Origin of the sequence: Rhizobium chutanense (genome assembly GCF_002531935.1) — a bacterium.
GTDB lineage: Bacteria > Pseudomonadota > Alphaproteobacteria > Rhizobiales > Rhizobiaceae > Rhizobium > Rhizobium chutanense.
The window spans coordinates 162,462-187,217 of the sequence record NZ_NWSV01000007.1 but is presented as its reverse complement, the minus strand read 5'-3'; the positions used below and the strand labels follow the sequence as shown (position 1 = coordinate 187,217).

Genomic DNA, 24,756 nt, shown 5'->3' with positions numbered 1-24,756 from the left:
GCGCACTTCTCCACATAAACCGAAACGCTTACGCTAAATCAATCGAGGCTGGTGTCGTCGCCGCCCTGCGGCGCCAGCTGTTCGTAGGAGGGGAGCGGTGCCACCGGAGCCGGCTGGACGCCTGGCGGCGGCGGTGTGCCGACAGGCACCTGCTGCACCGTGCGGGCCGCGTCGTTCACCGGCGGCTGCGGCTGCTGGTCCTTCATCAGAACCTCGACATCGGTATTCCTGCCGGCGACGACGGTGAAGTCGCGCTGGTAGATCTTGTCCTTGTTGCGGGCGACGGCGGAATACCCGCCTTCGGCGAGAACCATGGTCGGGAAGGCGCTGACGCTTTCGCCGACGCTGTCGCCGGCCGCCGTCAGGATCGACCATGCCGTATCGGCGATCGCCTCGCCGCCGGCATCGGACACCAGCTTGAAGGTGACCTGCGCGGCGCGATGCTGGATCGTCGCCTCGGTCAGCTTGCCGGCTTCGACCTGGATATCGGCGCGGATGACGGCGTTGACGCTGCCATATTCGGAAACGATGTGATAGGTGCCGGCATTGAGGCGCACGACAGTGTTCGGCGAGACATCGGCCAGGACGAGGCCGCGCTCGCCATCCTCGCGCACCTCCGAGGAATAGATCGAGAAGCTCAGCTGGTCGGGGCGGATGCGGGCATCGGTGCCGGAGACGGCGTTGAGCAGCAGGCCGCCGGCATCGAGCACCATCACCTGTTTGCCGACCTCGCCGTCAGCAGGCACGGTCAATTTCTTGGTAACGCCGGCGCGGCCGAAGGAGACATTGACGAAATAATCGCCGGGGGCGAGCTGGAAGGCGGCGGGTCCGCCTTTGGCGCTGGCGATCAGCGGCAGCTTGCCGTCGGTGCCGGCGATCGGGCTGAAGACATACCAGGAAAGGCCATCCTCGACCGGTCCGCTGTCGGCCGTCAGCTTGGCTTCCATTGCGACATCGCGCAACTTGGCCCCTTCGGGCGCCGTGCCGGGTGCGATGAAGGCGTTCAGCTTCGGCATCTTCGAGCTCGAATCGAGCTGTTTGAAATCCTTGAAGGCATCCTGCGCGCCGGCGCCGAGGGGCATCAAGACCATCAGGGCGATGGCGAGGCCGGTGCGTGCAAGAGGCGAAATGCCAAACATCTGTTTCGTGAACCGATTGACTTCTGAAATCGCAAAGGCCACTTCAAGACCAACGCGATGGCAAATTCAAGACCCGCCCTTTGCAGCAGCAGAAAAATGAGAGTTTCTCCCGCATGAAATCCGATATCAAGCTGATCGACTATCTCGCAGTGCGTCGTTCCATCCCCGCTTTCCAGATGTGCGAACCAGGCCCCGAGAGGGCCGAGATCGAGGAAATCCTGAGGCTTGCTTCGCGTGTTCCCGATCACGGCAAGATCGCACCCTGGCGCTTCATCGTCTATCGCGGACAGCAGCGCGCTCACATTGGCGAGGAGCTTCTGAAGCTGGCGCTCGAGGCAAAGCCCGAGCTTTCCGAGGAGATGATCCAGGTCGAGCGCGCCCGTTTCACCCGCGCGCCTGTCGTCGTCGCCGTCGTCAGCAAGGCGGGACCGCATATCAAGATCCCGGAATGGGAGCAGATGATGTCGGCCGGCGCGCTTTGCCTCAACGTCATCCTGGCCGCCAATGCCAGCGGTTATGTCGCCAACTGGCTGACGGAGTGGTTCGCCTATGACGAACGCGCCTATCCGTTGCTCGGCGTCGGGCCCGACGAAAAGGTGGCAGGCTTCATCCATATCGGCTCGACGACATTTCCGGCGATCGAACGGCCGCGGCCGGAGCTTGCCGACACTGTCACCTGGGTCGGCGGAGACGACTGATGTTCTATAGCACTGACAGCAACCGGCATGGGCTGGCGCACGATCCGTTCAAGGCGATCGTGTCGCCGCGCCCGATCGGCTGGATCGGCAGCAAGGGCAGGGACGGCTCGATCAATCTGGCGCCCTATTCCTTCTTCAATGCCGTTTCCGACCGGCCGAAGCTGGTGATGTTTTCCTCCAGCGGCCGTAAGGACAGCCAGCGCAATGCGGCGGAAACCGGCGCCTTCACCTGCAGTTTCGTCAGCCGCAATCTCGCCGAGAAGATGAATCTTTCCTCGGCGGCGCTGCCCTATGGCGACAGCGAATTCGACTTCGCCGGCCTGACTGCGAAACAGGCCGAACTGATCGACGCGCCCTATGTCGGCGAGGCTTTCGCGGTGCTCGAATGCAAGGTCACCGAGATCATCGAACCGAAGACGCTGTCGGGCGAACCGTCCGAAAACGTCTTCGTCTTCGGTGAAGTGGTCGGGATTCACATCGACGAGGCGATCGTCAGGGACGGACGCATCGACATGTCGCTTGCTCGCCCGGTCGCGCGTCTCGGCTATATGGATTACAGCGAAACCAGCGAGGTCTTCGAAATGTTTCGGCCGAGGTCGCAGCAAGGTTGAGCCGAATGGGCAAGGCGTAAAAAGGCTTAAGAAACATGGTGAACCAATCTTAAACCTTTTGCCGCTACGGTCGCAGCATTGAATGAAGCGCGAGGGAATCGCGTTCAAGTGCTGGGGCGTCGCGTGATCGTAGAAGCTTTCCTTCGTTGGATCGAAACCGCCAAGACCGGCGACCGGGCGCGGGCCGCAAACGCACTCGGTCGGGCCTATCTGCAGTCCGACATGACAGGGGACGAGCGGGCGGCGGCCGAGATGGCGATGACCTTTCTGCTCGACGATCCATCGCCGCGCGTGCGGCTGGCGCTGGCCGAGGCGATCGCCTGGTCGCCGAATGCACCGCGCAGCCTGATCCTTTCGCTTGCCGAAGACCAGCCCGAAGTCGCCTGCCATGCCGTCACCTGTTCGCCGCTTCTAAACGATGCCGATCTGGTCGATCTTGCCGCGCGCGGCAACGGCGCCACCCGCATGCTGATCGCGGCAAGGGCGCATGTGACCCGCCCGGTTTCGGCGGCACTTGCCGAGGTCGGCGACGAGGACGAACTGCTCTGCCTGCTCGAGAATGACGGCGCGGTGATCGCCAGCCAATCCCTGAAACGCATCGCCGAACGGCTCGGTGATTGCTGCGACATCCGCAACCTGCTTCTCGACCGCAGCGATCTTCCCGCCGATGCCCGGCAGCTGCTCACCCAGCATGTCAGCAATGCGCTGGTCGGGCTGCCGCTGGCACAGGCGGCGATCGGCCTGCAGCGGCTCCAGCGCATCAGCCGTGAGGCGACCGAGGCTGCCATCGTTTCGATCGCCGGCGACATCGCGCCGCGCGAGATACCCGATCTCGTCCAGCATCTGCGCCTCAACGGCCGGCTGACGCCGTCCTTCCTGATGCATGCGCTCTGCGCCGGCAAGGTGGATTTCTTTGCCGGGGCGATCGTCGATCTGACGGCGTGCAGCGAGCGCCGGGTGCGTTCGATCCTGGCAACGGGCCGCATGCATGCGGTGCGCGCCCTCTACGAATCCGCCGGCCTGCCGAGAGACATCAGCATCATCTTCGTCGAGGCGACGATGCTGTGGCGCGACGCCGCCAGAAAAGCCCCGGGCAGCGTGACCGGCACGATCTGCGGCCGTCTCCTCGAAAAATTCCGCCATTACGAAGCGCATGGGGCCGTCGGCGAACTGCTCGATATGGTGGAAAAACTTGGTGTCGCCGAACAACGGCAATCGGCCCGTATTTATGCGGCGCTTGCTGCGGCTTAGTCGTTCAGCCGCGTCACCACCCAGGAATAGCTGGCGGATACGAAGTGTACCGGTTTGGCGAGCGTCTCCTTGACGCTTCTGCCCGATGGAATATGCGCGCGAACCTGGCCGGCGATATTTTCAGCGAAGCTGGTGAGCGTTCCAACCGGCTCTTCGGGAGCCTCGGGTGCGACGTTGGCGACTTCGGGCGCAGCCGCAGGCAGAGGCGCCGGCTTCGGCGGCTCGGCGGCGGCGAGTGCTTTCGGCGCCTCGCATACGGCAATCACCGAGGGATAGTTGATGTTGGCATAGGCCTTCAGCCGGCGTTCGGCCTCGGCATCGCAGGCGGCAACCGTTTCCCAATGCTTGTCGACCGTTGCGACATAGTTGCATTGGCTGACGGAATCGTCGCAACCGAGAATGGTCATCGCGATGAGCACCGCTTGCATATTCTGCTTCCTTGGCTATTGAACCTGATATCGCCTTAGACGGCGCAATTCCAACCGAATGAAGGCAAGAGCATTAACTCTTCGTCATCTCGGGGAAAAATTGCGTCTCGCAAGCATCGGGAGCCAGCATGTCCGTCACCATCGCCCTGGAGCCGCCGCGCCAGGACGGCGTCATCCGTCTTCTCGACCTCTCCGATGCCTATGCGGGGGCGCTCTACCCCACCGAGAGCAATCATCTCGTCGATCTCTCCTCGCTGGAGAAACCTTCGGTGAGTTTCCTCGTCACGCGCAACGGCGATGCGATCGTCGGCTGCTGTGCGCTGGTCGAGGTCGGCGACGGCACAGCCGAAATCAAGCGGATGTTCGTCGATCCCGAGGCGCGGGGGCTCAAGATCGCCAGCGGCCTGATGAATGCGCTGGAAGCGATCGCCGGGGAAAAGCGGCTGACGGCGATCCGGCTCGAAACCGGCATCTACCAGCCCGAGGCGATCGCTCTTTACCGCAAATACGGCTACCAGGACATCGAACCTTTCGGCGCTTACCTGCCGGATCCGCTCAGCCTGTTCATGGAGAAGCGGCTTTGATGACGGTTTGCGAAGGTCGGTTCAGCGTAACCGATGTTCCGCTTCCAGGTTGTCGTGCCCGTCCTAGAGCATTTCCGGCGAAAGCGCTTTGCCTGGGAAAACTGCTTAGGACTTTTCCTGAAATTGCTCTCATCCGTGATCGCCTCAGACCGCTCGAACTTCAGCGAGCCGCTTGACGGCGTACTCGTCCTGCCAGCAGACGGCGGCTTCCCATGCGGCTGACGCTTGCGCGGCGATGTCGTGCGCGCCGTCGTCGAGACCGGCAGCATTGCCGGGCAGCACCAGGTCGAGGTCGGGAACGTCGACATGGGACTCGTCCCAGTCGATCAACGCGACCCGATCGGCGGTCATGCGGATGTTGCCGGGACTGTTGGGGTTGCCGTGGACAACGCATGTCCGACGTCCGATGAGCCGCGCCCACGCCGTTCGACATCGAATAACGCCCTCGGGCGGCATCGCGGCAAGGTTGATTCTCGTTCCCGTTTCGGCGTGAAGGAGCTCGGTCGACGATCGCCAGCCAGGGCGCTGCGGCCAGCCCCACGTCAGCCGATGCAGCTCGCGGAGCGTGTCGGCCACGCGACGCCAGTCGGACTCCGTCTCGGCCGGTCGGCCCTCCATGTATTTCATCACCACCAGACCGTCCACGAACAGCCGGCCGTCAACTGTCGGGATCGGCACTGGAACGTGCATGCCTTCACTGTCGAGATATTGGATCAGCCCGGTTTCCCATGCGAGATCGGCGTCGGCCCTGCGGCCGAGACGACCGACCGCGATCTGCCCGTGGACGCGAACGCTCCACACATCGTTGGCAACTCCGCCCGTGAGCCGTTCAATGCGAACCGCATCTTCACCCCATTGCCCGAGTGCTTCCCATCCCATTGGCGATCCCCTTGGCGGCCATGATTGAATTGACGGAAGAAGTCGAGAAAGTTTACGACGCCACGATGTCCGCTTCTGGCGCGAAGCAGCCGTCCCGTCATGGCGGCAATCACCGAAACGACCCAGAGCATTGGACAAGGTGCGGCGGCGACACCGCTTGCGGTTCAGCCTTCGGCGATACGGGGAAGCGTTTTCGGCGCTCCGGGCGACGGCGGCGGAGCCTGTTCGTCGATGAGGATCTGCGGTCCCGTCTCGCTCTTGTCGGCATTGCGGGCCTCGTGGATCCATTCGCGCCAGATGGCGACGATCAGTGCCATCAGCACCGGGCCGATGAAGAGGCCGAGGAAACCCATCGTCTTGACGCCGCCGACGAGGCCGAAAAAGGTCGGCAGGAAGGGCAGCTTGATCGGACCGCCGACGAGCTTCGGCCGCAGCGTCTTGTCGACGATGAAGAGTTCGACCGTACCCCAGACGAAAAGACCGATGCCGGCGACATGCGAACCGCTCGCCAGCAGATAGACCGAGACCAGCGTGAAGGAGAGCGGAGCGCCGCCCGGGATCAGCGCCATCACGCCGGTGAGCACGCCGAGCGTCACCGGCGACGGCACGCCGGCAATCCAGTAGGCAAGGCCGAGCACGATGCCTTCGCCGATGGCAATCAGCGTCATGCCCATGACGGTGGAGCTGATCGTCGCCGGCACGACGCGGGAAATGCGCTCCCAGCGGTTCGGCAGGATGCGCTCTCCCAACATGTCGATCTGTTTGGAGAAGGAGAAGCCGTCGCGATAGACGAAGAACAGCGCGATCAGCATGAAGAGCAGCGTCAGCAAGAGATGGAAGGCGCCACCGCCGGCGGCAAGCACGGCACGGTAGATGTTACCGATATTGGCGCCGCTGACCGCTTGGATGACCTCGCCGAGAGCGCCGGGGCTGCCGATATATTTGGTCCAGACTTCATCGAGATAGGCGCCTGCCCAAGGCAGCGCGACGATCCAGTCGGGTGTCGGGGCGCCGGCACGGTTGGCGTGGATTGCCCAGGCAACCCAGTTGCGCACTTCGCCCGTCGTATAGGTGACCGCCAGCCCGATCGGGATGACCAGGAAGGTGATGATCATGAGGATGGCGATGGTCGCGGCGATCGTCGTATTGCCGCCGACGCGGGCAAGTAGCTTGCGGTAGAGCGGCCAGCTGGCAAAGCCGATGACGAGGGCTGCGAGCACCGGCACGAGGAAGCCGTAGAAGAAATAGACGCCGGCCGCGACGATCAGAACCAGCAGCCAGCGCGCCGCCGAAATGGAGGGAATCAGCGGCGTGCGTGTCGGTGCCGACGATCCGAGCCATCGCGGTTCATGATTGCTTTTTTGACGGTCGAACACACCCACGCGCGCCTCTTCTTTTTCTTGTACTCTGGTTATGGGCCAACGACCCGGCGGTTTCAAGGTCCGCACGGTGAAAGCGCATGAAAGCGTCGCTATTCGGCCGTCAGAGAGAGCGTTTTACTGCTGCGGGCGCCTGAGAACCTTGAATGCGTAGAATTGTGTCTTCTGGGCGGCCGAGAAATTGTTGTCGGAACCGAGAATGAGAACGTCACCGCCATCCTTGGCCTTACCCAAGGACATCGCCTCGATATTGTCGGGGACCAGACCGATCGCTCTCACATCAAGGACCTGGCTCTTGCGGGCGGGAACGACACGCTGGTCGTTTTTGGCAAGGGAAGCGATCGCCGAGACATCGGTGGCATCAGTCAGATCCATCATCATGATCTTGATGGTGTTGCCGAAGCCTTGCGCATAGCTGCGCTCGATGGCGAGCAGGCGGTGATCGTCAAGTGCAAGCATTTCCGACATGCCGTTGTCATTGCCGCCGTCGGCCTTGGTGGCGGCCTGCGGGATCGGCGAGACCGGGTAGACATATTGAGCCTTTGGCTCGCCGGTGGCGGCGTCGTAACGGATGATGCGCGACAGGCTGCCCGCGGTCAGTGAGGGATTGGGGCCGTCCTGATAGAGTGCGGCTTCGACCCCGACGAAAACGTCGCCGGAGGGTGCGACGGCGAGATCCTCGAAGGCGAGGTTGTCGCGGATGCCGGTCGACTTGTCGGCGGTCGGCGCAAAGCCCTGCGGCAGCTTGAATTCACGGATGAAGGAGCCGTCCGGCGCAGCGACGCGGATGAAGGGCGGCAGCAGCGCCTTGCCATCGCCTTCGCTGCCCCAATAGATGCCGTCCTTGCCGAGGCGGATCGATTCCGGATCGACGGTCCGGGCGGCGAAGGGCTCGCCGTTTTTATCCTTCAGCGTGACCTGCTTGACGATCGAAACGCCCTTGAGGCCCGAGGCATCGACATTTATGTCGAGTTCGTAGAAGCGGGCCGGAGCCCTTTCCGAGCGGTCGTCGCTGATGGCGATGTAATGGCCGGTGGCGGCATCGAAATCGAGGCCTGATATGCCGCCGAATTCGACGCCGTTTTCCATGTGACCTGTGGGGATAACGAATTCACCGAGATAGGAGAGCGAAATGCCGGCGGCGCAATCGCCGAAAGGGCAGGCGGTCTCGAAGGCGGCGCCGATTTCGGTGGCGCTGGCGGTGACGGTGCTGGACAGGAGAACGAAAGCGGCAGTCGCGAGAAAACGCTTGGTCATGACAAAATCCGGCAAAAGGTTGAAAAAGGTCGAACCGGCGCGGGCGCTTCTCCCGGAGGAGGCCGCACGCCGACCGCTTCATGCGCCGGTTGTTTGACGGAGTTGTTACGGTTCTTCGTCAGTTCCGTGAAATCGCAGGTGCTAAAATGCGGCGCGCTGAACCTGTCTATCCAAATACGGCGCGCGATTACATGTTTTGGATGAGGAGCCTATCGAGTTATTGGCCACCGTACCTGCAAGGTATTGATATCCAGTATCCGAAATCCAAAAACGCATCGATGTATGGCCATCCAGCCGCGAGGTGCTGGCTGGCGCGCGTATGGTCGCAACGCTCAATCCATCCTGTTGGGCGAGGAGGAGATATTTTGCATAACAATTGGCGCGACGACTGGCGGCCGTCACGAGTGAAAGCGCTCACTCAGTTCGTCCAACAACGCGGGCGGCGTATTGATGTACTGCTCGGACAAGTGCATGGCTGAGAGCCGGGCGAATGGGAGTCCCGTGCGGCTTCGAAGACTTCTCACTCCCGATCGCATGCCTTCTAACCCCTCGTGGCTGACGAGTTCTTCAACAAGGTCGAACGCCCGGAGATAGTCGCCTCCAGTCATGTCTCTGAAATCGAAGTCGGGGTACTCCTCGCCGAATAGCTGCCTGGCCAGGTAGATCTTGGCATGCTCCGCGAGACCCTCCTCTAACACCGTTGCCTGAAACGAAGGCGGCCCGTTTGGCGTGAGGCAATGAACCAACTCGTGGGAAAGATGAACCAGGCGGGCAAGGGGATTATCGCCCTGAAAGGCGGGCAAACAAATCGCCAAATCGTACTTCGAATTTTCTGAACGGTAGATCATCTGTGGCGTTCGTTCTGCCCAGAAGTAAACACCTTCGATTATGACCTGCTCGTCGAAAGGGCCGTATAATCCAGAGACCAGTCCCTTCACAGCTTCGATCTCATCAGGGGCCATCCTCTCGAGATCGGATATTTCGTCTAGGTCGAAATGCATAGTTGGCGTCCCATCAGATTGGAGAACTTCAATTCGCGGCCGCGGCCTTCAGAGCCTTCGGTCCCAGTTCGATCTCCGCGCCAGGGACTGCGAGCTTCACATTGGATGCTTTGCCGATCAATGCAGATGCGAGATAATCCGCGGGGTGCATGTCCGCCGTCTCGTCCTTGTCCGCCGTCACAAACAGATTTCTGGAGATATTCTCGAGCAACTGATCGGGGATTGGGGATTGCTGTGACATCTTCCATTCGAATGCGGTCTCGACGACCCACTGGGCGCGAGTGATGTCCAACTCGAACTGCTTCAGATGGAATTCACTGTCCGCGAGCCTCTCGAACCATCGGTTCATCCAGCGAAGATACCAGCTGATCACCCCCAGGAACCCTATAGAGGCCGTGGCTGACTTGGCGATCGCCAGGATTCGTTCCGCGGTGGTGGAGTTCGCGTTTGCGGTGACTGCGAGCGCCTCGCTTGTGAACGCGTAGATCAGAATGGCAAGAATTATGCCTGTGGCTGCAACGCCAAAGTGGATCGGTAGCCGCGCGCTTTTGGTCTCCGGCGTGAGGTCGAGCTTCTTAAATCGATCTGCCAACCTAGCCTTGAGCTTTTCGTGAAGCTCGCGCCGAACATGGGTGTTATCGCGATCATCGAGCGCTCTCGCCTTGGCCTTGATTTCATCTGCTCGTTGGGCGAGAAGCAGCCTTTCCGCGTCAAGCGCCTTTTGGCTTTCCAACCTCAGCTCGGCGGTCTGCTCTTCGAGCTGTCGTTTCAGCTCGGTGTATTCCTCATCTAGGCGCCTGCGAGCATCGGTCGTCTGCTGGCCGACTTCAAGCGTCATCCTCTGGAGACGCTCGATGATAGATTGATGCGACCTTAGGACTGCTTGCAAGGACTTCGGATCCTTGAACGCCGCTCCAATCAAGTCCAGGCTCTCACCGAAGTATTCGTCAACAAGCTCTGCCAGCGCCTTTGCTTGCAGTACGCTCATGGGCGAAGGAGAGTTGTTGGTTGCTTCAACATTGATCAAAAGAGGGTCGAATAACGCGAGATCGAACCCGGATTCACGATGCTGTTCGGGGCGACGGTCGATAGTCACCTGAACATGTGGAATCGATACGGAGATATGGTGAATTGCGAACAGTTCCGAACTGCGGATCCAATTTCGCTCCTCTTCAGAGCTGTCAGCGACGGGTAGCTTCCAAGTCCTGTCCTGACCTGCGACAAGGACTTGAAGTTGATCGGCTCCAATGATTTCCGCAACTGATACGAAGAATTCGATCAGTGTCGCATCATTCCGTTTAGGTACCGAACGTGTATCTCTCGCCATCCCATTCCATCTCACCGAATCATCGTGGGAACTGGATGTTGATAAAGCACGACAATACCGTCAATCAGCCGTTGTAGATTACAACGGCGTATCGACAGCAAATGCGGAAGAAAGCACGTTGCGGTGAATATCGTCAGTGGACGTGACCCGCTTCACCGCGAAGATGACGCTTTCGGCCATGTAACTGATATCACCGGCCAATTTGACGGCTCTCGTGGTGAGTGGACTTCTCCTGCCTTTCGGATGGCTATGAGGAATACAACAACGACAGCCGAAATCGCTCTCTGCTGAAGGCATGAACGACGTCGAGGACATTCGTCGTAAATCTTCACCTGGGGTGGAAGAAACTCCGGTGCTTGTCTCCATGTCGGAAATGCCACCGTTTTGGACTGTCGGCGAACGGGATCGAGGGAAGCGTACATTACGGTACGGATACTGGCAGCTGCCGGATGGAGCTCCAATCCTTCGTGGCGACGGGTCGCTGAGACGAACAGGCAACCTCAGACTTCGCATGGCTACACCCGCGGGTGATGAACCTCGCGAGTTTTGCACTTATTGCCATGACATCCTTGCCACCACTGACAGCCGAGGACTCGGCTCGCCTTTAACAAAAAATCCAGGTGCTCCGCAGTGCCTGGAATTGTGTTTTATACAGTTGGCCAGTTTTTCAGCGGTGTTTGGCCAGAACCAACTTGGGTTTCTCATTAGATATCAAGGTTTTCGGCGAAGGCCGCGCGTTCCTGGATGAAGCGGAAGCGAGCTTCCGGCTTGGTGCCCATCAGATCGTCGACGGCGCTGCGGGTGCCTTCGAAATCCACCTCGTCGATCAGCACCTTGAGCAGGGTGCGCTTGGACGGATCCATGGTGGTTTCCTTGAGCTGGGCGGGCATCATCTCGCCGAGACCTTTGAAGCGGCTGATCTCGACCTTGGCCTTGCCCTTGAAGTCCGTCTGCATCAGTTCGGCGCGATGATTGTCGTCGCGGGCATAGGCGGATTTCGCCCCTTGGGTGATCTTATAAAGCGGCGGCACGGCGAGGAAGAGATGGCCCCCGCGCACCAGCTCCGGCATCTCCTGATAGAAGAAGGTGATGAGCAGCGAGGCGATGTGGGCGCCGTCGACGTCGGCATCGGTCATGACGATGATACGCTCGTAACGCAGGTCTTCCTGCCGGTATTTCGAGCGGGTGCCGCAGCCGAGCGCCTGAATGAGATCGGCGAGCTGCTGGTTGGCGCCGAGCTTTTCGCGGCCGGCGCTGGCAACGTTGAGGATCTTGCCGCGCAGCGGCAGAATGGCCTGGTTGGCGCGGTTGCGCGCCTGCTTGGCCGAACCACCTGCCGAGTCGCCCTCGACGATGAAGAGTTCGGCGCCTTCGGCTGTGTTCTGCGAGCAGTCGGCAAGCTTGCCGGGCAGACGCAGCTTGCGCACCGCCGTCTTGCGGTTGACTTCCTTTTCCTTGCGGCGGCGCAGGCGCTCCTCGGCGCGCTCGATCACCCAGTCGAGCAGCTTGGCAGACTCGTTCGGATTGTCGGCAAGGTAATGGTCGAAGGGGTCGCGCAACGCGTTCTCGACGATGCGCTGGGCTTCGACGGTCGCGAGCTTGTCCTTGGTCTGGCCGACGAATTCCGGCTCGCGGATGAAGACCGACAGCATGCCGACGGCCGAGATCATCACGTCGTCGGTGGTGATCTGCGCGGCGCGCTTGTTCTGCGTCAGCTCGGCATAGGCCTTCAGCCCCTTGGTCAGCGCGATGCGCAGGCCCGCCTCATGCGTGCCGCCCTCAGGCGTCGGGATGGTGTTGCAATAGGAATGCACCTGCGGATCGCCGCCATACCAGGTGATCGCCCATTCCATCGAGCCGTGGCCGCTCACCTTCTCGGTCTTGCCGGCGAAGATCTCGCGGGTGACGGTGAACTCCTTGCCCATCGTCGCCTGCAGATAATCCTTCAGGCCGCCGGGGAAGTGGAAGACGGCCTTGTCGGGGACTTCAGAACCTTCGGGCAGAACGCCGGCCTCGCAGCTCCAGCGGATTTCGACACCGCCGAACAGATAGGCCTTCGAGCGCGCCATCCGGAACACCCGGGCGGCATCGAACTTCATGTGATCCCCGAAGATCTGGGGGTCGGGATGGAAGCGCACGCGCGTGCCGCGGCGATTGTGGACGTCGCCCAGCTCTTCCAGCCCGCCCTGCGGCAGGCCGCGGGAGAAGCGCTGGCGGTAGAGCTTGCGGTTGCGCGCCACCTCGACCTCGAGGTCGTCGGAGAGCGCATTGACGACCGAGACGCCGACGCCGTGCAGACCGCCCGAGGTCTCGTAGGCCTTGCCGTCGAATTTGCCGCCGGCATGCAGCTTGGTCATGATGACTTCGAGCGTCGACTTGCCCGGCACCTGCGGATGGTTTTCGACCGGGATGCCGCGGCCGTTATCGGAGACGGTGAGATAACCCTCGAGGTCAAGATAGACCTCGATGAAATTGGCGTGCCCGGCGACCGCCTCGTCCATTGCGTTGTCAATGACTTCGGCAAAGAGGTGATGCAGCGCCTTCTCATCGGTGCCGCCGATATACATGCCAGGGCGCATGCGCACCGGCTCCAGGCCTTCGAGGACGCGGATCGACGAGGCGCCGTACTCATCCGCGTTCGACGCGGCGGGTGCGGGACGTGCAGGCGCCGAGGGGGCGGGGGCCGGCGCGACAGCGACGGGCGGCCGTTCACTCGGCGCGGCAGGCTTTTGTGCCTCCTCGCGTTTGTCAGAGAGGGGCATTCCGGAAAAGAGGTCGTTGCTATCGTCCATGGAGCCGTTCAGATCTTCATCCTGTCTTGGGTCTGGCTTGGGGCTTGCATCCTCCGCCGACCCAAAATCACCGCATTTCATGTCACGTTTGCGAATCAGGCAGATTTTGCCAGAAAGCACCTCTATACGCGACACCGCCCGTTTTGGCGGGGCTTTTCATACATGATTTGCGTTGCCGGGCGCGGAATGGCAAGCGGCGGCAGGCTTCAGGAAACCATCCGCATGCGAATGTCCACAAGTCATTACACTGTTATATCAGCAATTGCGGCCTTTTTCCTGTCCGCGGCCATCCTGTCCCCTGTCGGCCCGGCGCGGGCGGCCGATGCGCTACCGCCCTTCAAGGACGATCTGTTTTCGAAGCAGACCATCTTGCAGACCGGCGATGACGGCGCCTTCGAGGTCATCGACTATGATGAGATGCGCGATATCAACGGCCGCGACCAGATCCCGCAAAAGCGGGTGCAGCAGAAATATGTGGCGCTCGGCATCCGCAAAAGCCAGGCCGACGAGACGCTGTCGCTCGACGCCATCAAGCTCGATGTCACCAGGGTGGGACCGGCTCAGAACGCTGCCTTCACGGTGATTTTCATCCATGGTCGCGACGGCGACCGCCGACTGGGGGCCAACGACTACAGTTTCGGCGGCAATTTCAACCGGCTGAAGAACCTCGTCGCCGGCAATGGCGGCGTCTATTACTCGCCGACGGTCAGGAGCTTCGACAGCAACGGCGTTGCCGCGATTGCCGGCCTCATCCGTTATGCTGGCGCCCAATCGCCGGGCCGGCCGATCATCCTTTCCTGCGCCTCGATGGGCAGCCAGGTCTGCTGGGGCATTGCGCGCGACGGCGAGAGCGTCAAGCGGCTGAAGGGCATGCTTGTCATGAGCGGCGTCACCGATCCCGATTTCACCAGGAGCGCCTTCTACAAGGCGAAGCTGCCGCTCTGGTTCGCCCATGGCAGCCGCGACCCGGTCTATGCTGCAAGCGACCAGCAGGCGCTCTTCGAAAGCCTGCACAAGGCGAAATACCCGACGCACTTCACGCTGTTTCAGACCGGCAATCACGGAACGCCGATCCGGATGATCGACTGGCGCAGGGTGTTGAACTGGATTCTTGCCGGCTAAAGCATGTTGCCCGTCGGTTTTCGGCAGAAATATGCCCGCAAGCGCAGCGATTCCCGTTACGTCAGGGGCATGATGCTTTTCTTTGCCGCAAGCTTTTGATATTGCCGCAGGCATAGACAGATTTTGGGAAGGCCGGCATGACACCTGACGTGCGACCGCTCGTGGCGGGAAATTGGAAAATGAACGGCACGCGTGCCTCCCTCGATCAGATCAAGGCGATCGCCGAGGGCGTTCGCCCGCCGCTCGCCGACAAGGTCGAGGCGCTGATCTGCCCGCCGACGACGCTGCTTTACGTGGCGACGGCGCTCTGCACCGACAGTCCGCTTGCGATCGGCGCGCAGGATTGCCATCAGAAGGCGTCCGGTGCGCATACCGGCGACATCTCTGCCGAAATGATCGCCGATGCTTTCGGCACTTATGTCATCGTCGGCCATTCCGAGCGGCGCACCGACCACGCCGAAACGGATCATCTGGTGCGCGCCAAGGCGGAAGCGGCCTTTGCCGCCGAGCTGACGGCGATCATCTGCATCGGCGAGACGGCCGACGAACGCCGCGCCGGGCAGGCCCTCGACGTCATCAAGCGCCAGCTTTCCGCCTCGGTTCCGGACAGTGCCACCGCCGAAAACACCGTCATCGCCTACGAGCCGATCTGGGCGATCGGCACCGGTGTGACGCCGACATCGGGCGATGTCGAAAAGGCGCATGCCTTCATGCGTGCCGAGCTCGTGGCCCGCTTCGGCGACGAAGGCCGCAAGATGCGTCTTCTCTATGGCGGCTCGGTCAAGCCGGCCAATGCCGGCGAGCTGATGGGCATTGCCAATGTCGACGGCGCGCTGATCGGCGGGGCGAGCTTGAAAGCGTCCGACTTCCTCGCCATTTACCGGGCCTATGAGGCGCTGCTCGCCTGAGGCATTGTTCTTTCCCAGTTTATTCCGGGCCGAAGGGCTTGGAATAGATGAAAGCCTCATGTAAAGAGCCGCCAGAATTCTTAACTGTGTCCGTCTCCAGGCGGGCAGGACTGGACCCATGCAGACCGTATTGATTGTCATTCATCTCATGATCGTGCTCGCCCTCGTCGGCGTCGTGCTCATCCAGCGTTCGGAAGGCGGCGGCCTCGGCATCGGCGGCGGTTCGGGCTTCATGTCGGCCCGCGGCACGGCCAATGCGCTGACGCGCACGACCGCGATCCTTGCGACCCTGTTCTTCCTGACCTCGCTCGGCCTCGGCATTCTGACGCGTTACGAAGGCCGCCCGAGCGACATTCTCGACCGCATTCCGGCAACAGGCGGCCAGGGCAACGGCATTCTCGATTCGCTCGGCGGCGGCGCGCAGGCCCCGGCAAATCCGCCGGCCGGCAACGGCGTTCCAAGCAGCGGGGCGGCAACGCCCGCGCCGCAGGCTCCCGCCGCCCAAGCTCCTGCGACGACTGCTCCGGCAACTCAGGCTCCGGCTGCTACTGCACCGGCGACGACCACCGCTCCGGCGGCGACTGCGCCTGCGGCTCCGGCCGCAACTCCGGCCCCGGCTCAGCCTTCCGGCGTCCCGACGGCACAATAAATCGGGCTTCGACATAAACCGCCGGCAGGCCCCAGGGTCTGCCGGTTTTCTTTTGTTCAGATTCCTGCGCCACGCTCCGAAAATTCCGGAAAAGAATTTTTGGGGCTGGTGGAATCGTTTTTGAAAAGGTATCCGGTGAATCCCATGGCGCGATACGTATTCATCACTGGCGGCGTGGTTTCCTCTCTCGGAAAAGGAATTGCGGCCGCGGCTCTCGGAGCGTTGCTGCAGGCCCGTGGATATCGGGTCCGGCTTCGCAAGCTCGATCCCTATCTGAACGTGGACCCGGGCACGATGAGCCCGACCCAGCACGGCGAGGTCTTCGTCACCGACGACGGCGCGGAAACCGATCTCGATCTCGGTCATTACGAACGCTTCACGGGGCGTTCGGCGACCAAGACCGACAACATCACCACTGGCCGCATCTACAAGAACATCATCGACAAGGAACGGCGCGGCGACTATCTCGGCGCGACGGTACAGGTCATTCCGCACGTCACCAACGAGATCAAGGATTTCGTGATCGAGGGCAATGACGACTATGACTTCGTCATCTGCGAGATCGGCGGTACGGTCGGCGACATCGAAGCGATGCCGTTCATGGAGGCGATCCGCCAGCTCGGCAACGACCTGCCGCGCGGCACCGCCGTCTATGTCCACCTGACTCTGATGCCTTACATCCCGGCGGCCGGCGAGCTGAAGACCAAGCCGACCCAGCATTCGGTCAAGGAACTGCAGGCGCTCGGCATTCATCCCGATATCCTGCTGGTGCGCGCCGACCGCGAAATTCCGGAAGCAGAGCGCCGCAAGCTGTCGCTGTTCTGCAATGTACGCCCGTCCGCCGTCATCCAGGCGCTCGACGTCGCCAACATCTACGATGTGCCGATCGCCTACCACAAGGAAGGCCTTGATGACGAAGTGCTGGCCGCCTTCGGCATCGAGCCGGCACCGAAGCCGCGTCTCGACCCCTGGGAAGAGGTCTGCAACCGCATCCGCACGCCGGAAGGCGAGGTGACGATTGCGATCGTCGGCAAATATACCGGCCTCAAGGATGCCTATAAATCGCTGATCGAGGCGCTGCATCACGGCGGCATCGCCAATCGCGTCAAGGTCAAGCTCGAATGGATCGAGTCCGAGGTCTTCGAAAAGGAAGATCCTGCGCCCTATCTCGAAAAGGTGCATGGCATTCTCGTGCCCGGCGGCTTCGGCGAACGCGGTTCGGAGGGCAAGATCCATGCAGCCCGTTTCGCCCGCGAACGTAAGGTTCCGTATTTCGGAATCTGCTTCGGCATGCAGATGGCTGTCATCGAGGCGGCGCGCAATCTCGCCGACGTGTCCAGTGCCTCCTCGACCGAATTCGGTCCGACCAAGGAGCCGGTGGTCGGCCTGATGACCGAATGGGTCAAGGGCAACGAGCTGCAAAAGCGCACGGCGGCCGGCGATCTCGGCGGTACGATGCGCCTCGGCGCCTATAAGGCGGCGCTGAAGAAGGGCACGAAGATCTCGGAAATCTACGGCTCGACCGATATTTCCGAGCGTCATCGCCACCGCTACGAGGTCAATGTCGACTACAAGGACCGGCTCGAGAGCTGCGGCCTCGTCTTCTCCGGCATGTCGCCGGATGGCGTGCTGCCTGAGACGATCGAATATCCCGATCATCCCTGGTTCATCGGCGTGCAGTATCACCCCGAACTGAAGAGCCGGCCGCTCGACCCGCATCCGCTGTTTGCCAGCTTCATCGAAGCGGCGACGGAACAAAGCCGTCTCGTCTGACGAGTGCGGCACCAGATCGCGCGGTTGAGCGCGATCTGGATGAGATCCGGATCTTTGCCGGATCGACCTTCAAGCAGCGGCCGGCAGCGGCCCGATATAGACCGAGCGCGGGCGAATCAGCCGGCCGTCGAGTGCCTGTTCGCGCGCATGCGCCAGCCATCCCACAGTGCGGCCGATCGCAAAGACGCCGGTGAAGGCCTGGCGCGGGAAGCCGAGCGTCTCGAGCAGCAGCGCCGTATAGAATTCGACATTGACGTCGAGCGGCCGGTCCGGCTTGCGCAGCTTGAGGATCGCCAATGCCGCTGCCTCCACGGCTTCGGCCAGGGCGCTGCGGGCGCTGTCCACCTGTCCTGTCGCGATCAACGGCTGCAGTGCGCCTTTCAGCGCATCGGCGCGGGGATCGCGGACCCGGTAGATGCGGTGGCCGAAGCCCATCAGCCTTTCGCCGCGGTCGAGCGCTTCGCCGAGCCACGGCCCGGCATTCTCCGCTGTTGCGATCGCGTCCAGCATGTCGAGCACCGGACCGGGCGCACCGCCATGCAGCGGTCCCTTCAGCGCGCTCAGCGCCGCCAGGACCGAGGAGGTGAGGCCGGCCTGCGTCGAGGCGATGACGCGCGATGCGAAGGTCGAGGCGTTGAGGCCGTGATCGGATATCGTCACGAGGTAGGCGTCGAGTGCGGCCGTCTGCTCCTTGGTCGGCACTTTTCCGGTCAGCATGCGCAGGATATCGGCCGCCTGCGGCAGCGAGGCGTCCGGGGCGACCGGTCTTTCGCCGCGCTGCAGCCTGAGAATCGCCGGCAGGAAGACCGCGGGCGCGGCCAGCAGGCGGAGCGCCGTGTCGAAATCCTCGCCGTCGGGCAGCCTGGCGATCAGCGCCCGCATCGCATCGACCGGAGGCAAGGCGAGCAGCGTGGCATCGGCAGCCTTGATATGGTCGAACACCCCGGTTCGCGCTTTGGCCAGCCAGCCGCGCAATTGCGCTTCATTGAAGCTTCGTTCCATCAGCCCGTCGAGCAAGAGTGCGGTGACGCCTTCATAGGTGGCGTCAGCTACCAGATGATCCAGCGATACGCCGCGGATGATCAGCCGTCCCGCTTCGCCATCGACATCCGAGAGCTGCGTTTCGGCGGCAATGACGTCTTCCAAGCCATTTTTCATGTTGTTTTCTCCTTTACGGCCGGGATGATCCGACCTACTTTCATTGACGTCAATCTTGACGCAATTGATCAATGTGAGGCTCCGATGTCGTGGCTGACTGCCGAGGAAGCGCTGCGGGCGCTGAAAACCAAGCCGCAGACGCTCTACGCCAATGTCAGCCGCGGGCGCATCCGCGCCAAGCCGGATCCCGCCGATCCGCGCCGCAGCCTCTACCAGTCTGCCGACGTGCACCGGCTGGCCGAACGCCATGCCGGCCGGCGTAAAGCCGAAACGGTTGCGGCCGAGGCCATCCGCTGGGGCGATCCGGTTCTCTCTTCGGCAGTCTCCACCATCAGTGACGGACGGCTTTTCTATCGCGGACGGGACGCGGCCGATTTCTCCGAAGCGGCGACGCTGGAGCAGACGGCGGCACTGCTCTGGAATGGTGCCGATGTGCTGACCTTCAAGGCTGAGGCCGGGCACGCCACTCCGTCGCTTCAGGCGGCGTTCCTGGCGCTTGCAGGGCGGGTGACATTGGATCTGCCGTCGCTCGGCCGGTCGCAGGCGGCCCTGCGGCGCGAGGCGCACAGCGTTCTCTCCACCATTGCCGATGCGCTCGCGCCGCGGCCTTCGGAGGAGCCGCTGCATCTGCGGCTGGCCGCAAGCTGGGAACGGCCGGATGCCGCCGATTGCCTGCGACGGGCGCTGGTGCTGCTTGCCGATCACGAACTCAACGCTTCGGCTTTTGCGGCGCGGGTCACGGCGTCGGCGGGTGCAGCCCTTTCGGCCGCCGTGCTGTCCGGTCTGGCGACGCTGACAGGGCCGCTGCATGGCGCCGCCTGGCAGGGCGTCGACGCCCTGATCGAGGCTGCTTCAGCGCTCGGGGCGGAGCAGGCGATCCGCCGCTCGCTTGTCCAGGGCAATCACCTCGCAGCCTTCGGCCATCCGCTCTATCCCGATGGCGATATCAGGGCTCAGGCGCTGCTTGCGCATTTTCCCTTGCCGCAGGAATTTACAGACCTCCGTGACGCCGGCGAAGCGATGGTCGGCGAAAAGGTCAACGTCGATTTCGCGCTTGCCGCGATGGCGGTCGCCTTCGATCTGCCGCGGGAGGTGCCGATCATTATTTTTTCGCTTGCCCGTTCCGCCGGCTGGCTTGCCCATGCGATGGAGCAGATCGGGAGCGGAGAGTTGATCCGGCCACGGGCGCGTTATGCCGGGCCGGCGCCTGAAACAAGGAGCGCCCCTTAAGATCCGCCTGCGATTGGGCGGCCTGCTTTTTGGGCTAGGGAAATATCGGAATTCGGCTATCATGGCCGGCATGGAAGAAGACGGTTGGCGGGCGCTTTCGACATGAGCCGCTCCGCCCGGTCATGGGGGCTTTCCATGAATATCACGCTTCGCTGCCTGTTTGCCGGCGCATTCGCGGTCGGCCTGTTTCCGGAAGGGGCGGCCTTGGCGCAGTCTGCCGGCTGCACGATGTCGCGCGAGGCCGGCGGTCGCCAGGTGTTCAGTTGCCCGGGCGGCGTCAAGGTGACGGCGGAGGCCGGCGCTTCCTTCCGCCTTGCCGACCGCAATGGTGACGGCAGTCCCGATTCGGCATCGCTGCGGCGCAAGGCCATCCTCGTCGATGTCGACAGCAGCCAGCATGCGGGCGGTTTCCAGGTGGTGACGCCGCAGGCAATCGCTGCCGTGCGCGGCACCCAATGGGCGGTCGACGTCGCGAGCGGCAAGACCTCGGTGCTGGTCGTCAGAGGCAGCGTCGCGGTGCGCCGGCCGGCCGGCGAGCAAGTGGTGCTGTCGCCGGGCGAGGGTGTCGACGTCTCTGATGGAACGGAGCCGCTCGTCGTGCGTCGCTGGCCGGCGCCGCGCGTTGCTGCTCTTCTTGCCCGTCTCGGCCATTAAGTCCCATGAACCATCGCGTGCAGACCGTGATCGCGCTGCTCGTCGCCGGTCTTTGGGCGACCGCACTCGGCTACGTCAATCTCGATGGCGGAAGCGGCCTACTCGATCGGATGGAGGCTTCGCTTGCGGATATTCGCAGCGCCATCGTCGGGGCAAAGACACCGCCTCCCGTCGTCTCGATCGTCGCCATCGACGACCGCACCGCCGCCGCCCACGGCTATCCGCTGGATCGGGCGACGCTTGCGCGGCTGGTCGGTGCGATCACTGTATTGAAGCCGAAGGCCCTGGCGCTCGATATTCTGCTGGTCGATCCCGGGCCGGAGCAGGGCGATACGGCGCTGGCAGCCGCCCTTGCCCAGGGGCCGAGCGTGATTGCCGCGGCCGCCACCTTCGCGCAAAGCCGTCAGCAGGTCAGCGATGCGGCAAACAATCCGCTGGCCGCCATTCCCGAGGCGAGCCAGCTTCTCCTGCCGCTTCCCCGTTTTGCCGAGTCGGCTGCGGTCGGCATCGTCAACGTCGCGACCGATCAGACCGGCACACCACGCTTCATTCCGCTGATCTCGCGGGCCGCGGACCGGCTGGATCCCGCCTTTCCTTTGCGGGCCGCGTCGGTGGCGCTGGGTGTCGATCCCAGCATCGAAGCCGATGCCATCATGCTCGGCGGGCTGCGCATCCCCACCGATATCGGCCAACGGCTGCCGGTGACCTTTTATGGCGGGCACGGCAGCATCTCAACCTTCAGCGCCGCCGATGCGCTTGACGGCAAGCTGCCGGCGGATGCGGTCGCCGGCCGGATCGTCGTCATCGGCTCGACGGTCACCGGCGGCGGCGACGTCTTTCCGACGCCGTTCGATCCGGTCATGCCCGGGGTCGAGGTAATGTCGACGGCGATCACCCATCTCGTCACCGGCGACGGCATGGTGCGCGACCGCGGAACCAGGCTGATCGATGCCGGCATCGCCATCGGTCTGACGCTTGTGCTGGTTTGCCTGATCGCCTGGCGCCGGAGTGCTGCAGGCTATGTCATCATCGTGCTGACGCTCATCGTCTGGGCGATGCTCAATCTGTCGGCCTTTGCGCATGGCTACTGGCTGAGTGCCGCGCTGCCGATCGCAGCCGCGATGCCGCCGGTGCTGATCCTCGGCGCGGCCGAACTCTGGCTCGACCGCGGCCGCGCCCGCCATTTCGCCGAGCAGAGCGCGCTGCTGCAGCGCATCGAGGCTCCCGGTCTCGGCGAGTGGCTGGCGCGCGATCCGAATTTCCTCGCCAAACCGGTGCGCCAGAACGCCGCCGTCATCTTCATCGATCTCTCGGGCTTCACCGGCCTCAGCGAAACCCTCGGACCGGTCAAGGTGAGCGAGGTGCTGAGCGGCTTCTTCGAAATAATCGACGAGGAGGCGCGCGCCCATGGCGGCGCCATCACCAGCTTCATGGGCGACGGGGCAATGATCCTGTTCGGCCTGCCGGAGCCCGCCGATGACGATGCTGCGCGCGCCGCCGCCTGTGCCGTCAGCCTTTGCGAGCGCACCCGGGCCTGGCTTGCCGCCCATGCCGGCTTTGCCCAAAAGAAGATCGGCTTCAAGGTCGGCGCCCATTGCGGCCCGATCGTCGCCTCGCGTCTCGGCACCGGCGATCGGCAGCAGATCACCGCGGCAGGCGACACCATCAATGTCGGCAGCCGGCTGATGGAGGTCGCCGCCCGCCATGGCGTCGAGCTGGCGCTCAGCGCCGAAATCGTCCGCGCCGCGGGTCCTGACAGCGTGCTTGCGCAGTCCGACCGAATGGAGGGACCGCTGGAAACGACGCTGCGCGGCCGGGCAAGCCATATCGACGCCTGGCTGTGGCGCAGCCGCACGCTTTGACAATCGCCACCGGAGCGGCTAGGAACGGCGCAAATATCCCGCCGGCTGGCTCCGGCCATGGCGCATTTCGCGCCTGACAGCTCCGAAAGATCGAACTCATGACAGAATTCAACGGCGTCGTTCCGGCGATCGCCAAGGCGTTGCAGAAGCGCGGTTATGCCGAACTCACCCCGGTGCAGAAATCGATGCTCGATCCGGCGCTTGCCGCGTCCGACGCGCTGGTCTCGGCCCAGACCGGTTCCGGCAAGACCGTCGCCTTCGGGCTGGCGCTGGCGCCGACGCTGCTTGAGGGCAGGGAACGCTTCGGCAATGCCGGCGCCCCACTCGCCCTCGTCATCGCCCCGACGCGTGAACTTGCCCTGCAGGTAAAGCGCGAACTCGAATGGCTCTACGAGATGACCGGCGCGGTGATATCAAGCTGTGTCGGCGGCATGGACATCCGCAGCGAGCGCCGCTCGCTCGAACGCGGCGCCCATATCGTCGTCGGCACGCCCGGCCGGCTCTGCGACCATATTCGCCGCAGGGCGCTCGACATGTCGGAACTGAAGGCGGCCGTGCTCGACGAGGCCGACGAGATGCTCGATCTCGGCTTTCGCGAGGATCTCGAATTCATTCTCGATTCGGCGCCGGACGAGCGCCGCACGCTGATGTTTTCGGCCACCGTTCCGGCGGCGATCGCCAAGCTTGCCAAGAGCTACCAGCGCGATGCCGTGCGCATCAGCACGCAGGCCGAAGAGAAGCAGCATGTCGATATCGAATATCGCGCGCTGATGGTGGCTCCGAGCGACCGCGAAAACGCGATCATCAACGTGCTGCGTTATTATGAGGCGACCAACGCCATCGTCTTCTGCTCGACGCGTGCCGCCGTCAATCATCTGACCGCGCGGTTTAACAACCGCAATTTCGCCGTCGTGGCGCTTTCCGGCGAACTGACACAGAACGAACGCAGCCATGCGCTGCAGGCCATGCGCGACGGGCGCGCCCGCGTCTGCATCGCGACCGACGTCGCCGCCCGCGGCATCGATCTGCCGGGCCTCGATCTCGTGATCCATGCCGACCTGCCGACCAATCCGGAAACGCTGCTGCACCGCAGCGGCCGCACCGGCCGGGCCGGACGCAAGGGCATCAGCGCCATGATCGTGCCGCTGAACGCGCGGCGCAAGGCCGAGCGGCTGCTGGAGAATGCCGGTATTTCGGCCGCCTGGGCGCGGCCGCCTTCGGCCGAGGAGGTCAACGAGCGCGACGATGAGCGGCTGCTCGCCGATCCGATCTTCAGCGAAGCGCCGCAAGAAGAAGAACAGGGACTGGTGCAGCAGCTGCTTTCCAGCCACGGCGCGGAAAAGCTGGCCGCCGCCTTCCTGCGCCTTTATCGCACCAATCATTCGGCGCCGGAGGATCTGATCGAGGTCACCGTGCAAGACGACCGCAGCCGCAAGCGCCGCGACAATGCCGAATCTTACGCGCCGGCGCAGAAGGGTCCGCGCGAGGATTTCGGCGCCAGCGTCTGGTTCTCCGTCTCGGTCGGACGCAAGCAGAATGCCGAGCCGCGCTGGCTGATCCCGATGCTCTGCCGCAACGGCAATGTGACGAAGCGCGAGATCGGCGCCATCAAGATGCAGCCTGAGGAAACCTTCGTGGAGATCGCCGCGGCAAACGCCGATGGTTTCCAGGAAGCCCTCGGGCCGAACAAGACGCTGGAACGCGGCATCCGCGTGACCCGACTTTCCGGCACGCCGGATTTCAGCCGGGCGCCGTCGCCAAAGCCTTATGCCGGCAAGCCGTCGCGTGACGACCGATCGGATGACTCCTCCCGTGGCGAGCGGCCCAATAACAAGTTCGGCAAAGGCTCGGGCGGCGGATACGCGGCAGCCGACAATAACGCCGGGGAAAGACGGGATAGCAAGCCCTGGAGCAAAAAGCCGGGCAAGCCCGGTTTCGATGGCCAGAAATCCGACAAGCCTAGATATGACAAGCCGAAATTCGAGGGCGGCAAGCACGAGGGCAAAGGCGGCGCTGGGCCGAAAGGTAAATTCTCGAAAAAGAAGCCCGGCTGA

Annotated in this window: 22 protein-coding genes; 12 read left to right on the top strand and 10 right to left on the bottom strand. The window is 62.9% G+C overall.

Annotated elements, in window-relative coordinates; translation table 11 throughout:
* Positions 1-38: 38 nt before the first annotated feature.
* Positions 39-1,139 carry a hypothetical protein gene (locus CO666_RS14110; protein ID WP_097612721.1) on the bottom strand — a complete coding sequence of 367 codons (1,101 nt, stop codon included), beginning with the start codon at positions 1,137-1,139 and terminating at the stop codon, positions 39-41.
* 113 nt (positions 1,140-1,252) lie between these two features.
* Between CO666_RS14110 and CO666_RS14105 the strand changes: the two genes are divergently transcribed.
* From CO666_RS14105 to CO666_RS14095, 3 genes are all read left to right on the top strand, one after another.
* Complete coding sequence (locus tag CO666_RS14105; protein WP_097612720.1) at positions 1,253-1,837, top strand: nitroreductase family protein; 585 nt, start codon at positions 1,253-1,255, stop codon at positions 1,835-1,837.
* Positions 1,837-2,448 (top strand): flavin reductase family protein, encoded by a 612-nt coding sequence (locus tag CO666_RS14100; protein WP_097612719.1) that lies wholly within the window; start codon positions 1,837-1,839, stop codon positions 2,446-2,448. Before CO666_RS14105 ends, CO666_RS14100 begins: the two co-directional genes overlap by 1 nt.
* A gap of 108 nt (positions 2,449-2,556) precedes the next feature.
* Positions 2,557-3,699 (top strand): DUF2336 domain-containing protein, encoded by a 1,143-nt coding sequence (locus CO666_RS14095; protein ID WP_097612718.1) that lies wholly within the window; start codon positions 2,557-2,559, stop codon positions 3,697-3,699.
* On the opposite strand, the gene CO666_RS14090 is transcribed toward CO666_RS14095, so the two are convergent.
* Positions 3,696-4,127, bottom strand: coding sequence for a hypothetical protein (locus tag CO666_RS14090; protein WP_097612717.1), 432 nt, complete (start codon positions 4,125-4,127; stop codon positions 3,696-3,698). The genes CO666_RS14095 and CO666_RS14090 overlap by 4 nt on opposite strands.
* Before the next feature lie 128 nt (positions 4,128-4,255).
* Between CO666_RS14090 and CO666_RS14085 the strand changes: the two genes are divergently transcribed.
* The gene (locus CO666_RS14085) at positions 4,256-4,711 is read left to right on the top strand and encodes a GNAT family N-acetyltransferase (RefSeq protein ID WP_097612716.1); all 456 of its coding nucleotides are present in this window, start codon (positions 4,256-4,258) and stop codon (positions 4,709-4,711) included.
* 144 nt (positions 4,712-4,855) lie between these two features.
* On the opposite strand, the gene CO666_RS14080 is transcribed toward CO666_RS14085, so the two are convergent.
* The 7 genes from CO666_RS14080 to parE form a co-directional block, all read right to left on the bottom strand.
* On the bottom strand, positions 4,856-5,590 hold the full coding sequence (locus CO666_RS14080) for a phosphotransferase enzyme family protein (RefSeq protein WP_097612715.1): 735 nt from the start codon (positions 5,588-5,590) through the stop codon (positions 4,856-4,858).
* A 164-nt stretch (positions 5,591-5,754) separates the two neighbouring features.
* Positions 5,755-6,972, bottom strand: a complete 1,218-nt coding sequence (locus CO666_RS14075; protein ID WP_097612714.1) for an AI-2E family transporter — start codon at positions 6,970-6,972, stop codon at positions 5,755-5,757.
* A 114-nt stretch (positions 6,973-7,086) separates the two neighbouring features.
* Complete coding sequence (locus tag CO666_RS14070; protein ID WP_097612817.1) at positions 7,087-8,226, bottom strand: esterase-like activity of phytase family protein; 1,140 nt, start codon at positions 8,224-8,226, stop codon at positions 7,087-7,089.
* 398 nt (positions 8,227-8,624) lie between these two features.
* Positions 8,625-9,227: a DUF2268 domain-containing putative Zn-dependent protease gene (locus CO666_RS14065; protein ID WP_097612713.1), complete on the bottom strand. Its 603-nt coding sequence runs from the start codon at positions 9,225-9,227 to the stop codon at positions 8,625-8,627.
* A gap of 28 nt (positions 9,228-9,255) precedes the next feature.
* Positions 9,256-10,554, bottom strand: coding sequence for a hypothetical protein (locus tag CO666_RS14060; RefSeq protein WP_097612712.1), 1,299 nt, complete (start codon positions 10,552-10,554; stop codon positions 9,256-9,258).
* 78 nt (positions 10,555-10,632) lie between these two features.
* The gene (locus CO666_RS34895) at positions 10,633-10,755 is read right to left on the bottom strand and encodes a hypothetical protein (protein WP_280951801.1); all 123 of its coding nucleotides are present in this window, start codon (positions 10,753-10,755) and stop codon (positions 10,633-10,635) included.
* A 503-nt stretch (positions 10,756-11,258) separates the two neighbouring features.
* Positions 11,259-13,346: a DNA topoisomerase IV subunit B gene (gene parE, locus CO666_RS14055; protein WP_097612711.1), complete on the bottom strand. Its 2,088-nt coding sequence runs from the start codon at positions 13,344-13,346 to the stop codon at positions 11,259-11,261.
* A 222-nt stretch (positions 13,347-13,568) separates the two neighbouring features.
* Here parE and CO666_RS14050 point away from each other — a divergent pair, with 222 nt between their 5' ends.
* The 4 genes from CO666_RS14050 (at position 13,569) to CO666_RS14035 (ending at position 17,798) form a co-directional block, all read left to right on the top strand.
* On the top strand, positions 13,569-14,468 hold the full coding sequence (locus tag CO666_RS14050; RefSeq protein WP_097612816.1) for a phospholipase: 900 nt from the start codon (positions 13,569-13,571) through the stop codon (positions 14,466-14,468).
* 137 nt (positions 14,469-14,605) lie between these two features.
* Positions 14,606-15,376 carry a triose-phosphate isomerase gene (tpiA, locus tag CO666_RS14045; protein WP_097612710.1) on the top strand — a complete coding sequence of 257 codons (771 nt, stop codon included), beginning with the start codon at positions 14,606-14,608 and terminating at the stop codon, positions 15,374-15,376.
* Between the two features lie 118 nt (positions 15,377-15,494).
* Positions 15,495-16,025 (top strand): preprotein translocase subunit SecG, encoded by a 531-nt coding sequence (secG, locus tag CO666_RS14040; RefSeq protein WP_085737307.1) that lies wholly within the window; start codon positions 15,495-15,497, stop codon positions 16,023-16,025.
* A gap of 144 nt (positions 16,026-16,169) precedes the next feature.
* A complete protein-coding gene (locus CO666_RS14035; protein WP_097612815.1) occupies positions 16,170-17,798 on the top strand; it encodes a CTP synthase in 1,629 nt (542 codons plus the stop codon).
* 69 nt (positions 17,799-17,867) lie between these two features.
* Here the strand turns inward: CO666_RS14035 and CO666_RS14030 are convergent, their stop codons facing one another.
* Positions 17,868-18,956, bottom strand: a complete 1,089-nt coding sequence (locus CO666_RS14030; RefSeq protein ID WP_097612709.1) for a citrate synthase/methylcitrate synthase — start codon at positions 18,954-18,956, stop codon at positions 17,868-17,870.
* A gap of 84 nt (positions 18,957-19,040) precedes the next feature.
* Between CO666_RS14030 and CO666_RS14025 the strand changes: the two genes are divergently transcribed.
* The 4 genes from CO666_RS14025 (at position 19,041) to CO666_RS14010 (ending at position 24,756) form a co-directional block, all read left to right on the top strand.
* Entirely contained in the window at positions 19,041-20,186 is a 1,146-nt protein-coding gene (locus tag CO666_RS14025) for a citrate synthase (protein WP_179869683.1), read from the top strand.
* 135 nt (positions 20,187-20,321) lie between these two features.
* Complete coding sequence (locus CO666_RS14020) at positions 20,322-20,840, top strand: FecR domain-containing protein (RefSeq protein WP_097612814.1); 519 nt, start codon at positions 20,322-20,324, stop codon at positions 20,838-20,840.
* A gap of 5 nt (positions 20,841-20,845) precedes the next feature.
* Positions 20,846-22,702, top strand: coding sequence for a CHASE2 domain-containing protein (locus tag CO666_RS14015; protein ID WP_097612707.1), 1,857 nt, complete (start codon positions 20,846-20,848; stop codon positions 22,700-22,702).
* A 98-nt stretch (positions 22,703-22,800) separates the two neighbouring features.
* Positions 22,801-24,756, top strand: coding sequence for a DEAD/DEAH box helicase (locus CO666_RS14010; protein WP_097612706.1), 1,956 nt, complete (start codon positions 22,801-22,803; stop codon positions 24,754-24,756).

Coding starts and splice junctions, on each gene's coding strand:
- CO666_RS14110 (WP_097612721.1), bottom strand. CDS start 1,139: ATGTTTGGCATTTCGCCTCTTGCACGCACCGGCCTCGCCATCGCCCTG.
- CO666_RS14105 (WP_097612720.1), top strand. CDS start 1,253: ATGAAATCCGATATCAAGCTGATCGACTATCTCGCAGTGCGTCGTTCC.
- CO666_RS14100 (WP_097612719.1), top strand. CDS start 1,837: ATGTTCTATAGCACTGACAGCAACCGGCATGGGCTGGCGCACGATCCG.
- CO666_RS14090 (WP_097612717.1), bottom strand. CDS start 4,127: ATGCAAGCGGTGCTCATCGCGATGACCATTCTCGGTTGCGACGATTCC.
- CO666_RS14085 (WP_097612716.1), top strand. CDS start 4,256: ATGTCCGTCACCATCGCCCTGGAGCCGCCGCGCCAGGACGGCGTCATC.
- CO666_RS14080 (WP_097612715.1), bottom strand. CDS start 5,590: ATGGGATGGGAAGCACTCGGGCAATGGGGTGAAGATGCGGTTCGCATT.
- CO666_RS14070 (WP_097612817.1), bottom strand. CDS start 8,226: ATGACCAAGCGTTTTCTCGCGACTGCCGCTTTCGTTCTCCTGTCCAGC.
- CO666_RS14065 (WP_097612713.1), bottom strand. CDS start 9,227: ATGCATTTCGACCTAGACGAAATATCCGATCTCGAGAGGATGGCCCCT.
- CO666_RS14060 (WP_097612712.1), bottom strand. CDS start 10,554: ATGGCGAGAGATACACGTTCGGTACCTAAACGGAATGATGCGACACTG.
- parE (WP_097612711.1), bottom strand. CDS start 13,346: ATGGACGATAGCAACGACCTCTTTTCCGGAATGCCCCTCTCTGACAAA.
- CO666_RS14050 (WP_097612816.1), top strand. CDS start 13,569: ATGCGAATGTCCACAAGTCATTACACTGTTATATCAGCAATTGCGGCC.
- tpiA (WP_097612710.1), top strand. CDS start 14,606: ATGACACCTGACGTGCGACCGCTCGTGGCGGGAAATTGGAAAATGAAC.
- secG (WP_085737307.1), top strand. CDS start 15,495: ATGCAGACCGTATTGATTGTCATTCATCTCATGATCGTGCTCGCCCTC.
- CO666_RS14035 (WP_097612815.1), top strand. CDS start 16,170: ATGGCGCGATACGTATTCATCACTGGCGGCGTGGTTTCCTCTCTCGGA.
- CO666_RS14030 (WP_097612709.1), bottom strand. CDS start 18,956: ATGAAAAATGGCTTGGAAGACGTCATTGCCGCCGAAACGCAGCTCTCG.
- CO666_RS14025 (WP_179869683.1), top strand. CDS start 19,041: ATGTCGTGGCTGACTGCCGAGGAAGCGCTGCGGGCGCTGAAAACCAAG.
- CO666_RS14020 (WP_097612814.1), top strand. CDS start 20,322: ATGAATATCACGCTTCGCTGCCTGTTTGCCGGCGCATTCGCGGTCGGC.
- CO666_RS14015 (WP_097612707.1), top strand. CDS start 20,846: ATGAACCATCGCGTGCAGACCGTGATCGCGCTGCTCGTCGCCGGTCTT.
- CO666_RS14010 (WP_097612706.1), top strand. CDS start 22,801: ATGACAGAATTCAACGGCGTCGTTCCGGCGATCGCCAAGGCGTTGCAG.